The following is a 13,218-nucleotide window of genomic DNA, read 5'->3' as shown; positions in this document are numbered from 1 at the left end:
ATGGTCCGGGTCCCCGTCACGGAAGCGAGCCAGGTGGCCGAGGCGCGGCGGCGGGCCGTGGCCGTGGCGCAGGCCATCGGCTTCGACGAGACCGCGGCCGGACGGGTGGCCCTGGTCGTTACCGAGCTCGCCACCAACGTCGTCAAGTACGGCGTCCCGGGCGAGGTTCTTGTGGGAACCTACGAGGATGGGACCGGCTCGGGCGTCGAGATTCTCGCGCTGGACAAGGGACCCGGCTTCTCGGACACCGGCTCCGCCATGCGCGATGGGCATTCCACCGGCGGCAGCGCCGGCGAGGGCCTGGGCGCGGTGCATCGCCTCTCCGACGCTTTCGACATCGTGTCCCGGCCCGGCCTCGGCACCGCGGTGCTGGCGCGCCTGTCGTCCGTCAGAGGGAGCACGTCCGGCGATGGTCCCAGCTTCGGCGCGGTGACGGTGCCCCTGAAAGGCGAGACCGCCAACGGCGACGCCTACGCCGTGCGCGAGCGCGCCGACGGCTGGACCGCCATCGTGTCGGACGGCCTCGGCCACGGACCGGAGGCCGCCAGGGCGTCAGAGGAGGCCCTCAAGATATTCCGGCGCCGTCGCGACGAGCCACCCGCCGCGATCCTCGCTGCGATCCACGCAGGCCTGTCCCAGACCCGGGGCGGAGCGATCTCGGTCGCGCGCTATACGAGGGACCGCGCCACGCTCGCGCTCGCCGGCATCGGCAATGTTGCGGGGGCGGTGATCTCCGGAACGACGATCAAGCGAACGGTCAGCCTCGCCGGGACCGCGGGCCACGCGGCTCGACGTATCCAGGAATACGAGTACCCCATGCGTCCGGAAGACGTGTTCGTGCTGTGCTCTGACGGCATCGCGACGAGTTGGTCCCTCGACGCCCATCCCGGCCTCGCATGGGCACATCCGACGCTGCTAGCCGGAGTGATCTATCGCGACTTCGCAAGGGTCAGGGACGACGCAACCGTGCTCGTCGTACGCGGGGATGCAGCGTGAGGTGGCCGCTCCTGACCAGCTCCGTCGAGCACGAGGACGACATCATCGTGGTGCGCCAGCGCGTGCGCGTGCTGGCGGAGCGCCTTGGCTTCGGCATCCAGAATCAGACGCGCATCGCCACGGCCGTGTCTGAGATCGCACGCAACGCCTACGGCTACGCCGGTGGCGGCCGGGTCGAGTACGGCGTCGACGACGAGAACGGTAGTCAGGTCCTGGTGATCCGCATCCTCGATCGGGGGCCGGGTATCCCTCGTCTCGACGAGATCCTGGAAGGGCGCTACCGCTCCACCACCGGGCTCGGCATCGGCATCACCGGTTCCCGCCGCCTCATGGATCGCTTCGAGATCGAGTCCGAGGTCGGACGCGGAACGCTCGTGACGTTTGGGATGCGGTTGCCGTACGGCTCTGGATCCTTCTCTGGCCGTACCCTGACGACCATGGCCGAGGACGTCGCCCGCTCCCGGGCAGAGGAACCGGCGATCGCCCTGCGCGAACAGAACCGTGAGCTCCTGCGCAGCCTCGCCGAACTCGCGGAGCGCGAGGATGAAGCCCAGCGCCTGAACCGCGAGCTCGCCGAGACGAACCGGGGCGTCGTCGCGCTCCATGCCGAGCTTGAGGCGCAGGCCGCTCTTCTGCGGGAGGCGGGGGCGCTCCTCGAAAGCCAGGTGGCGGCCCGCACCGCGGAACTCGCTCAGGCGAACGCCCGGCTCCAGGCCGAGGCGGTCGAGCGCGAGCGGATGGAACAAGACCTGCGGCAATCGCAGAAGCTCGAAGCAGTCGGGCAGCTGACCGGCGGCGTGGCGCACGACTTCAACAACCTGCTGACCATCATCCGCTCGTCGGTCGACTTCCTGCGCCGCCCGGACCTGCCGGAAGACCGGCGCAAGCGCTATATGGATGCCGTCTCTGACACCGTTGACCGCGCCGCCAAGCTCACCGGACAGCTTCTTGCCTTCGCGCGCCGCCAATCCCTGAAGCCGGAGGTATTCGAGGTCGGTGAGCGCCTGCGTGGGGTGGCGGAGATGCTCGATACCGTTACCGGCGCGCGTATTCACGTCCGGGTCGAGGCTTCGGACAGGCCGGCCTTGGTACGCGCCGACCTCAACCAGTTCGAGACCGCCTTGGTGAACATCGCCGTCAACGCCCGCGATGCCATGGACGGCAGCGGGACGCTGACGATGCGGGTGGCAGCCGGGCGGGCCCTGCCGACGATCCGTGGCCATGCCGGCTCGCGCGGGCCGTTCGCCGCGGTCTCCCTCACCGATACGGGGTCGGGCATTCTCCCGGAGGTGCTCGGACGCATCTTCGAGCCGTTCTTCACGACCAAGGACGTCGGACGCGGCACCGGTCTTGGGCTTTCGCAGGTGTTCGGGTTCGCCAAGCAGTCCGGCGGCGACGTCGACGTGACGAGCGAGATCGGCAAGGGCACGACCTTTACTCTCTACCTGCCCGAGGTCTCGTCCCTGGCGACCGAGGCCGTCGTGTCCGACCCTGACGCGGACCTATCGCCTGCGGGCCTCGGCCAGCGCATCTTGCTCGTCGAGGACAACCTGGAGGTTGGAAGCTTCTGCTCGCAGATTTTGGAGGATCTCGGATACGCGCCCGAATGGGTCGTCAACGCGGAGGAGGCGCTCGAACGCCTTGGGACGGACGGCGCGGGCTTCCGGGCCGTGTTCTCCGACGTCGTCATGCCCGGCATGGGCGGCATCGAGCTCGCTAAGGCATTGCGCATCCGCATTCCCACCCTTCCTGTGGTCCTTGCCTCCGGCTACAGCCATGTCCTCGCCCGCGAGGACAGCCACGGCTTTGAGCTGCTCCACAAGCCTTACTCGGCCGCGCAGGTCGGTTGGGTCCTGCACCGGGTCATCAGTGCCACGCTCTCAATCGCCGATCCCAAGGACCAAGGCCGATAATGCAGTGCCCGCCGCCATCGGCCGAGACCGGGGAACGCGAACGGCTTGCCGTCCTCGACGCATACGCCGTCCTAGATACGCCGCCCGAACCGGGTTTCGACGCCATCGTCCAGTTGGCCCGCGCCGTGTGCGCGGCGCCCGTCGCGCTGGTCAGCCTGGTGGCCGAGGGACGGCAATGGTTCAAGGCACGGTCGGGCTTCGTCGACTGCGGGACGGAACTCGACGCATCGGTCTGTCGACATGTCCTGGGCAGGAGCGACATGCTCGTGATCCCCGACCTGACGTGCGACGGTCGCACCCGCACCAATCCCCTCGTCACCGGCGCGCCGCACATTCGCTTCTACGCCGGAGCACCCCTCGTGACCCCGGACGGTCACGGCCTGGGCACGCTTTGCGTCATCGACACCAAGCCGCGCCCTGAAGGGCTGACCGAGGAGCAACGGGAATGCCTGCAGGTCCTAGCGGGGCTGGTCATGGCACATCTCGACATGCGCAAGGCCCTTGTTGCGAAGGAATTGCCCTTAGGGCTGTGAGTACGACGGGATTGGATGGACTTCCGCCCGTCTTCTTCCCAAGGGCTGATATGCAAATCGGACGTCGGATACACAACAGCGACGCGAACCGGTCGCTTTCCAACGCATCCGCGTCGTGACACTCCCCTTCCATGAGCAGCTTGCACAAATTGATCGGGTCGGTCGCCCGCCGACGTCATTCGCCGGTCACAGATTATGGTGTCACGCTGCTGCTGGTCGGCGCCATGACGTTCGCCCGGTTCATGGCCCCGGCCCATGTCGCACCGTTTCTGCTGTACATTCCGGTCCTGCTGGTCGTCACCCTTGCTTTCGGCTGGGGTGCCGGGACGTTGGCACTGTCATTGTCCACCCTGATCGCCGCGTGGTTCTACACGCGCGACGGGATGCTCAGCAGTGTCGACGTCGCCCTGCTGTGCCAGTACGCGACGGTCGGCGCGACCATGGTTTGGATCTGCCACGCGCTGCGCCGGTCCGTCGTTCAGAACGAAGCCACCCTGGAGCGGCTCAACGCAGCGAACCACATCCTAGTCGACAGAGAGGCGGCATTGACGAACGCCAATGCCGCGGCGGAGGCCGCCAAGGAAGCGGCCCAGCAAGCCAATGCGGCAAAGAGCGATTTCCTCGCGAACATGAGCCATGAACTCCGCACGCCGCTTTCCGCCATCATCGGCTACAGCGAGATGATGGGCGAGGAGATCGCGGACGGCTGTGCGGCGTCGGACCTCGTGCCCGACATAGGCAAGGTTGAGCGCAACGCCCGCCACCTGCTCGGGCTCATCAACGACGTGCTAGACCTTTCAAAGGTCGAGAGCGGCAAGATGGAGGTCTACGCCGAGGATTTCGCGGTGGAAGACATGCTCCGCGACGTCGCAGGTTCGGTCGCGACGCTGGTCGGCAAGAAGGGCAACACCCTGGAGGTGCAATTCGCACCTGGGCTGGGCCGGATGCATTCAGACCTGACAAAGACGCGACAAGTGCTGTTCAACTTCCTGAGCAACGCGGCCAAGTTCACGGACAAGGGGACCATCACGGTTGCGGCCTCCCGCATCATGGACGCCTCAGGCGGCGACCAGCTATCGTTCTCCGTCTCGGACACCGGAATAGGCATGACAGCCGAGCAGGTGTCACGCCTGTTCCGGCGCTTCGAACAGGCCGATGCCTCTACCACGCGCAACTTCGGTGGAACCGGGCTTGGGCTTTCGCTCACGCGTGCCTTCGCAGACATCCTCTTTGGGACCATTACGGTGTCCAGTGTGCCCGGCCAGGGCAGCACCTTCACGTTCACCGTCCCGGCGATCTACGTTCCACCCGTCGACGAGCAGGCCTCGCCCGATCCGGACGTCATCTGCGATGGCGGGGCGGAGGGCGACATCATCCTGGTCATCGACGACGATACGGATCAGCTCGCCCTCACGACGCGGTTCCTCCACCGCGAGGGCTTCCAGGTACGGACGGCCACGAACGGTAGGAGTGGGCTCGACCTTGCCCGGGAGCTGAGGCCGCGAGCCATCCTGCTGGACGTGATGATGCCGGGCGTGGACGGATGGTCGGTACTGAGCCAGATCAAGGCGGACTCAATGCTGGCGCCGATCCCGGTCGTGATGGTGACGTCCGTCGACCAACGTAAGCTGGCGGCGTCCCTCGGCGCCTCGGACTACATGCTGAAGCCGGTCAACTGGGTTCGGTTCGGCAAGATCGTGAACCAGTTCAGGCTCGTGGAGCCGAACCGGCGCGGCACCGTGCTCCTGGTCGAGGACGAGGCCATGACCCGCATGGCGATGCGCTCCACCTTGGAGGAGGACGGTTGGTTGGTCGTGGAAGCCTCGAACGGTGAGGAGGGCCTGCAGCAAGCGGCCGAGATCAAGCCGGACGTGGTAATCGTCGACCTGAACATGCCCGTGATGGACGGCTTCGGCTTCTTGGAGGGCGTTCGGGCCGTGCCCGGCTGCGCGGACATCCCGGTGCTCGTATTGACGGGCCGGGAGTTCTCGGCGGACGACCGGAGCAAGCTTCGCGGCGCCAGCCAGATCCTTAATCGTGGCGACTTGGCGTCGGCGAGTTTAGCCGAAAGGCTCAGGGACCTCACGGTCTAGCAGGGAGCGAGGATGGTTCAGCACATTGGCGTGGAAGCCATCTCAACGTCCGCTTCGGAGTATCTGATTTTGTAGTCTGAACGACTGGGTTGGGTCGAGGCTGTGTCAAAACTCGAATGCTATCAGCCTTCGTAGAAAAATATTCTCTCGTAGCTGGGCGACATCGGCCTAAGGGGCCTTGTGTTGCCATCAGTCGGTGTCGCCGGAGATCCCTCCCGGCCGCTGCGGAGACGTTTGTTCTACGGCTTCCCAGAACATCCGAGTTTTGACACAGCCTCGGTCGGTAGGAGCCAGTCCGCTTTTCCGGCGGGGCTGCTCCGATGCGGCCATTCCGCTTACGGCCATCAGCCGCCGCAAACCGCCTGCATGAGCGTCTCAGATGGGTGGAAAGCAGCTCGGCTGCTTCGAGATGTATCTCGCCATAAGCAGACAGTCGCGCGGAGCACGATAGGCGATCGCCTGGTTTTTGGTCTGCATCTCTTCGCTGCTGGAAAGTCCACTTACTTGACCTCCACGATGTGGATGACCTGCCCAGTCCGCTACTCCGGTGGTCGGGGGAAGGTGGCGCCCCATACCTTAAGATACTAAACCAGGCGATCGCCGTATCTATATTTTTAATAATTCCAGAGTTCGGGCCCTGTAGCCTGTTGCAAATTTACTATTCCGACATCACGAATTCGTGATATTGAAGTCCTTCGATGGGACATCGGACCAGGTGTCAGATCATTTGGGGCAACAAGATGCGCAATCGCCGAAATGTCTTGCGTACCGGCAGCGCGGTGCGCGCTCATAATCTCGAAATATCGAGATGTATCTTGACGACAGCTTGGGTGTTCGCTTTGGCGGGCGGCTCGACAGCCCAGACCGCCGACACCACGGAAATCGAGTTGTCCGAACTTAGCGTGACCGGCGAGGCGCGCGGGCGTAGCTTAAACAGCGATCTCTATGGACGGGGTGGCGCTAGCGGTCCGGTACCGGGCTACGTCGCGACCCGCAGCACTGTCGGCACGAAGACGGATACGCCAATTCTAGAAACGGCCCAGTCGGTGTCGGTCGTGGGCCGCAAGCAGATCGAAGATCAAAACGCTCTGACCATCAATCAAGCACTACGGTATACACCGAGCGTCACCACCGAGCAGCGCGGCGGCGCCGGCTCGACCCGCCTGGAGCAGTTCTACATCCGCGGCTTCTCCGCCCCGGTCTTCCTTGACGGGATGGCATTGATTGGCGGGCGTGACGCCAACGCCACGGTCGATCCTTACCGGCTGGAGCGCGTCGACATCATCAAGGGGCCGGCTTCGGTGCTCTATGGGCAGGCGGGGCCCGGCGGCCTCGTCAACCTCGTCTCCAAGGTGCCGCAGTTCACGCGCTTCGGCGAAGTGTTCCTGCAAGGGGGCAGCTACAGCACGGCTCGCGCCGGCTTCGACGTCGGCGGCCCGATCGAGTCGGACATTCCGGGGCTCGCCGACCAGTTCGCCTACCGCGTCATCGGCCTCGGCTGGAACGCCGACGGACCGGCGGTCACCACGCGGATCGAGCGCGCGCTGATCAACCCGAGCATCACGTGGCGGCCCTCGACGGACACGTCGTTCACGCTCATCGGCAACTACCAGCGCGACCCCTACTCGGGCTTTTACGGCGGCGTCCCGTCGGTGGGCTCGGTGTTCCCGCGTAACTTCGGCAACGGGCGGATCGGCTACCTGCCGGCGGATTTCTACGACGGGAACCGCACCATCGAGCGCTCGGACCGCACCCAAGCCTCGCTCGAGTACCTCCTCGACCACCGCTTCAACGAGAACCTACGCTTCCACTCGGCCGGGCGCTACCTGCGCACGCAGGGCGACTACCGCAGCGTCTACAGCTCCTTCAGTACCCTCAACGGCCCGTTCGCCAACGGGCCGACCATCGCCCGGCAGATCGGCGGCACCAATGTTGCCGCCGAAGCCTACACGATGGACAACAGCTTCGTGGCCAACTTCGACACCGGCTTCATCGCACATACAGCGCTTCTGGGCGTGGACCACCGGACCTTCAGCACGCGGACGACGAGCGGCCCGTTCCTGAACACGATGAGCCTCAACGTACTGGCGCCGAACTACGATGAACTTCTCGCCTTCCCGGCCTTCAACACCACCTCGCGGATTACCGCGCAGCAGACCGGCGTGTACTTTCAGGATCAAGCGAAGTTCGACCGCCTCGTGTTGACCCTCGGCGGCCGTTACGACGTCGCCCGTCAATCCGGTCCCACCCGCAACTTCGCCAACCGCACGCTGACGCTCCAGGACGTGCCGGCCGACGCCTTCACCGGCCGGGCGAGCCTACTCTACCTGTTCGACTCGGGCGTCGCTCCCTACGTCTCCTACAGCCAAGCCTTTGAGCCCATCGTCAACGGCCGCATCTTCGATCCGGCGTTCGGCACCGCAGGTCGCATCCCCGACCCGGTCTCCAGCGACCAGTACGAGGCGGGCATCAAGTACCAGCCCCCCGGCACCGACATCCTACTCACCGCGGCAGCCTTCGACATCCGACAGTCGAACAACACGACTACCGACACGCGCAATCCCGGCTTCGTCCTACAGAACGGCGAGGTCGGCGTGCAGGGCGTGGAATTCGAGGCGCGGGCCAATCTCAGCGAAGGCCTGACCCTGATCGGCGGTTTCTCGCTGCTAGACATCCGCAACACGCGCACCACCGCCACGACAACCAACGACTTGACCGGGCTGACGAACGTTTCCCTTCAAGGCCTGCGTCCCGTCCAGGTGCCCGACACGACCGCGGCACTGTTCGTCGATTACCACTTCACCGGGGGGCCGCTTCTGGGGGCCGGGATCGGCGGCGGCGTGCGCTATCTCGGGCCGTCCTGGGGCGATCCGGCTAACACCTTCCAGGTCCCTGAGAGCGTCCTCGTGGATCTGTTCGCATCCTACAACTTCAAGCATTTGGACCCGCGGCTGCAGGGCTTCGATCTGCAGGTCAACGTCCAAAACCTCCTCGACGAGCGCTACGTGACGGGCTGCTTCGGCTACTCGGGCTGCTATTACGGCCTGCCGCGCACGGTCTATGCGACCTTGCGATATCGTTGGTGAGGTCCATACGATGGGCAAGACCTTCCGCCAATCGATGGCGTGGCTGCACGCGTGGTCCGGGCTCGTCGTCGGCTGGATCCTGTTCGCCGTCTTTGTGACGGGCACGGCGAGCTACTACCGCGCCGAGATCTCGCAATGGATGCGCCCCGAGTTGCGGTATGGCCGGTCCTTCGGCCCCGATGAGATGGCGGCGACCGCCGAGCGCGGCGTGGCCTATCTCCGGGAGCATGCCGGCGGGGCGCGGACGTGGTTCATCACGCTGCCACGGCCCGAGATGCCGCTGCTGGAGCTGTTCTGGCGGACGGGACCCGGCCGTCCGCCGGGCCACGTCCTGCTCGATCCCGACAGCGGGGCGCCCGCCGAAGTCCGCGAGACCCGGGGCGGCGACTTTCTCTACCGCTTCCACTTCGAACTGAGCCTGCCGCCGCTCTGGGGCCGGTGGATCGTCGGCCTGTGCGCGATGATCATGCTGGTCGCCCTGGTTTCGGGGATCGTCACGCATCGGCGCCTCTTCGTGGACTTCTTCACGTTCCGGCGGCGCGCCGACCAGCGCGGCTGGCTCGACGCGCACAACGTGACGGGCGTCCTCGCCCTGCCCTTCCACGTGATGATCACCTACACGGGGCTCGTGACCCTCGCGTCCCTCTACATGCCGTGGGGCGTGAAGACCGCCTACCGGGGCGACGCCCAGCGCTACTACGTCGAATCCGGCCAGATCACCGTGCCGCGCCCGCCCGCCGGCACGGCCGGCACGCTGGCCCCCGTCGGCCCCATGGTGGTGCAGGCCCTGAGCCGCATCCCGCAGCCGCTGGAGCGGCTGACGATCGTCAATCCCCGGGATGCGCATTCCGTGGTGGTGGCCGTGTTCGAGGAGCCCCACGGCCTGTCGCACCAGCATCCGCAGGTCGCCTTCCACGGGTCCAGCGGCGAGATCGCCGAGATCCGCGCGGGCGACCTCCGCCCCGCGACCAGGACCTTCACCACGATGGTCGGCCTGCACGAGGCGCATTTCGCCGGCTCGGCGCTGCGGGTGCTGTTCTTCCTCTCGGGCCTCCTCGGCTGCGCGATGGTCGCGACGGGTCTGGTGCTGTGGTCGGTGGCGCGACTGCCGAAGGGGCGCGCCCCCTCGCGGATGCCGTTGTCCCACCGCCTCGTCCACACCCTCAACGTCGGCACCGTGGCCGGGCTGCCGTTCGCGGTGGCATGCTACTTCCTGGCGAACCGCCTCCTGCCCGTCGCGATGCCGGGGCGCGCGGAGGCCGAGATCCAGGCGTTCTTCGGCGGGTGGGTGGTGGTGGCTCTCCTCGGCCTGGGCCTCGCCCCGCGCCGCGCCTGGATCGTCGCCCTGGCGACGGTCGCCATCGCGTATCTCCTCGTGCCCCTCGTCGGCGGCCTGCGCGAGGGCGGTACCGTATCGGTCGCCTTCGACGTCATCGTCCTCGGCATCGGAGCCGGATTTGGTTTCGCCGCCTACGCTCTCGCCAGTCGCCCATCAAAGCAAAAAACCTCAAGGCAGATTTGCATCCCGGATAGTACCGTCGCGCCAAACCTGGAGATCTCGTGATTTTAGCTTATTTGGGATGAATCACCGGAATACATAGAGATATTATATCGATTGTAATGCTACATCAGCCGATTGTCAGTTATCCACGACTGTGTGCGCTCGTGGGATAACTGCTTCCGGGAGTTTCTTATTACGAACTGCATTCCCGGCATGGGTCTCTACCGTGAGGACACCTTGGGGTAAGATTTTCGCCTGCTTGCTCTCCGGCACATATGCGGAAACGCTGGCGTGACCGTCAATACGTGCAACTTAGGCAAGACCGATTATATAATCTTCGAATTTTTTTCTAAAAATATATATGAAAGTTCGTATATCTAAATGATCCCGATTATAAATCCACTGCTAAGGTCATATTGGCAGGACGATCGCATAACGACGATCGTGGTCATTGCGGCAACCTCGGTCGGCGCGCTTGCGGGGATCGCTGCGCCTTACCTATTCGCGCGAGCCATTGATGAACTCACACACGGCGTCGATCGCGCTGGCGCTTTGCGCCTCCTACTTCTCTACGCGCTGCTGTTCGGCTGCGCGAAGGCGTTCGCTTACGGGGCTCGCTTCCTCATCTTCCTCTGCGCCGAACGCCTTTCCTTCATCGCCAGCACGGCCTTCTTCACGCGCCTCCTCCACAAGACGCCCGCCTTCTTCCTCACGCACAACGCCGCTGAGATCGGCACCGCGCGCCAGCAAGGCACCCAGACCCTGAACCTCGTCACGCAACTCGCGCTCGGGGGGCTGCTGCCGGGCAGCATGCAAATCCTGGTCAGCGTGGCTCTGCTCGGCAATCTTGTCAGCTGGGATATTGCGCTGGTCGTGCTGGCCTACGGGGCTGTGGTAATCTGGCTCGACTACGTCCGCATCGGCCGCGTGAAGCCGTCCCTCGATGGGGCGATGGCGAGCAGCCAGGCGAACGCACAGCTGGTTGGCAACGCCGTCGCGGTCATCGACACCTTGCGCCAGACGCGGGGCGAGAGCTGGATCGCCGAGCGTTTTGCTGCAAGCGCCGGCGAAAGCTTCGCGCACTGGCGGCGCTATGCCTTGGTGAGCAGCGGCTTCTGCGCGGTCCTAGGCGTTGCGGCCGCCCTGCAACTAGCCGTCACCGTCCTGATCCTGGTGCCGCGCTACGACGCTGGAGCGATCTCCATCGGTGGCATCGTGCTATTCAACACGCTGCTAATCCAATTGAACGAGCCCTTCCACCTGATTGGTATGGCAATCAAGGAGTCGGTGGAGGCCGCCGCCCGCTTCCGCCCCCTGGCGGCGATGTGGATGGCACCCGAGGAGCAGGAGCCGGCGGAGCCCTTGCCTTACCGGCCGTCGCAAGGAGCGATCGCCTTCGAGGATGTCGACTTTCGCTATGCGAACGGACGAGGCGTCTCAGCCGTCAGTTTCGTTGCGGTGCGCGGAACACCGACCTTCATCACCGGTGAGACCGGATCGGGTAAGTCGACCGTCCTGCGGCTGCTCCTAAAGGGGCTGCAGCCGGAGGCGGGCCGCATCCTTGCCGATGGCACCGACCTCGCCCGGGTGAGCCGCGCCGAATGGTTCACCCATGTCGCCGTGGTGCCGCAAGACGTGACCCTGCTCAACGACACGCTCCGTGCTAACATCGTGCTCGGCCGTTCGTTCGACGCGACGCGCCTACGCGATGCCGCCGCGCAGGCCTCTATCCTTGCACGCATCGACGCCATGCCGGAGGGGTTCGAGACCGTGGTTGGTGAGCGCGGGCTCAAGCTCTCGGGCGGCGAGCGCCAGCGCATCGCCATCGCCCGCGCCCTTTACAGCGACCCCGCGATCCTCGTCCTCGACGAGGCAAGTTCGGCCCTCGACGACGACACCGAGCGGCAGATCATGGACGGTCTGCGCGACCTTGCCGACCGTTTAACCATCGTGGCCGTCACGCATCGAACCTCGATTATCCGGCCCAACGATCAGGTGGTCAGCTTACGGGCATCACCTTGATGGACTTCTTCGCCCAAGTTGGGTCGCAAGCAGGAGATCTGCTCTGGGTGGATTTTCGCCAGTCCGCTTTGCGCCAAAGTTCGAGGTAAGCTGCCGAGCGAACCGTTCGGAGGGATCATGAAGACCGACTGGAATTTGATCCGCGATATGATGAGCGCAGCCATCGATACATGCGAACGGATCGAGGCTTGCGGCTACTCTGAGACTGATCGAGACGCGAGCACCGTCCTGGCCGGGCAAGATGTGAGCGTCTATGAAATGCTCGTCAGCGCGTGGACTTATCCCGAAAACATTCGATACCAAATTATCCGCTCACGCCATGATAACCAAAACGATCTACCGTACGTCCCAGAGGCGGCACGCATCTTGATCGCGATGGCGCAAGCCAGCGCTGAACTCATCGATGCAAATGTTTCTGCCACGACAGAAGCTGATGTTCGCAGGATGATCGATTGGTTTCGAAACAAAGCTGCGCCAAAAGTTGAAGAGGCGATTTCCAACAAGCGGGTGATTTGACGCTTCGATGTCCGCTTCCGGATAGTTCAAAAGCGGTGAAATTTGAATACCCTGGGTCGAAAGCGGCGCAACCACTCAAGTCGAATTGCCGTCGCCGCGCATCCTCGGCGTGAATGGGCGGATGGCTTTCCAGAAACTGATGATGCTACAGAAGGAAGGCAACGTTGCCGATAGTGCACAGCCGAATTGTCGCCAAGCCGGAGGCCAACTATTCTGGTAACTCAACGCTGAGGTCGCGCTTTTCCAGTTTTTGTCGCCAACTCTTACAGTGTACCAGCATAACAGTAGCGCGCCTGCCAAGGCAAATAGTGCCATCGCCCCCCACTTTGTGCGCTGTTTGAAGCTTGGGCGTTCTGTTTCGGGAAGCAGAAAAGGCACGCGCCGCTCCTTCGCCGTTGATCCCCTACCCCTATCAGGTACCTTCAGAATGTCTGGTTACTGGAACCCGCGTTAGTTACCCGGGCGGCTGGTATGGGTCGGACGCGGAATGACTGCTGGGGGTGGATTTCTTCCCGTCCGCTTCCGAGGAATCGTGGCATCAAAGCGGACATTGTCACT

At 64.4% G+C, this 13,218-nt stretch carries 8 protein-coding genes; all 8 read left to right on the top strand.

Features of this window, described 5'->3' with window-relative positions:
* The 8 genes from MKK52_RS09675 to MKK52_RS09640 all read left to right on the top strand — a co-directional run bounded on the left by MKK52_RS09675 (position 1) and on the right by MKK52_RS09640 (position 12,660).
* Complete coding sequence (locus tag MKK52_RS09675) at positions 1–996, top strand: ATP-binding SpoIIE family protein phosphatase (RefSeq protein WP_243953580.1); 996 nt, start codon at positions 1–3, stop codon at positions 994–996.
* Positions 993–2,909 (top strand): ATP-binding protein, encoded by a 1,917-nt coding sequence (locus MKK52_RS09670; protein ID WP_243953579.1) that lies wholly within the window; start codon positions 993–995, stop codon positions 2,907–2,909. Before MKK52_RS09675 ends, MKK52_RS09670 begins: the two co-directional genes overlap by 4 nt.
* Positions 2,909–3,442 (top strand): GAF domain-containing protein, encoded by a 534-nt coding sequence (locus MKK52_RS09665; RefSeq protein ID WP_243953578.1) that lies wholly within the window; start codon positions 2,909–2,911, stop codon positions 3,440–3,442. The genes MKK52_RS09670 and MKK52_RS09665 overlap by 1 nt, the downstream gene beginning before the upstream one ends.
* Positions 3,443–3,573: 131 nt before the next feature.
* Positions 3,574–5,535 (top strand): response regulator, encoded by a 1,962-nt coding sequence (locus tag MKK52_RS09660; protein ID WP_243953577.1) that lies wholly within the window; start codon positions 3,574–3,576, stop codon positions 5,533–5,535.
* A gap of 830 nt (positions 5,536–6,365) precedes the next feature.
* Positions 6,366–8,621, top strand: a complete 2,256-nt coding sequence (locus MKK52_RS09655; protein ID WP_243953783.1) for a TonB-dependent siderophore receptor — start codon at positions 6,366–6,368, stop codon at positions 8,619–8,621.
* 10 nt (positions 8,622–8,631) lie between these two features.
* On the top strand, positions 8,632–10,185 hold the full coding sequence (locus MKK52_RS09650) for a PepSY-associated TM helix domain-containing protein (protein ID WP_243953576.1): 1,554 nt from the start codon (positions 8,632–8,634) through the stop codon (positions 10,183–10,185).
* Positions 10,186–10,566: 381 nt separating this feature from the next.
* The gene (locus MKK52_RS09645; protein WP_243953575.1) at positions 10,567–12,144 is read left to right on the top strand and encodes an ABC transporter ATP-binding protein; all 1,578 of its coding nucleotides are present in this window, start codon (positions 10,567–10,569) and stop codon (positions 12,142–12,144) included.
* A 117-nt stretch (positions 12,145–12,261) separates the two neighbouring features.
* Entirely contained in the window at positions 12,262–12,660 is a 399-nt protein-coding gene (locus MKK52_RS09640; protein WP_243953574.1) for a hypothetical protein, read from the top strand.
* Positions 12,661–13,218 lie beyond the last annotated feature (558 nt).

This window comes from Methylobacterium sp. J-067, from assembly GCF_022829465.1.
GTDB classification, from domain to species: domain Bacteria; phylum Pseudomonadota; class Alphaproteobacteria; order Rhizobiales; family Beijerinckiaceae; genus Methylobacterium; species Methylobacterium litchii.
This window is presented reverse-complemented; position numbering and strand designations above follow the sequence as displayed.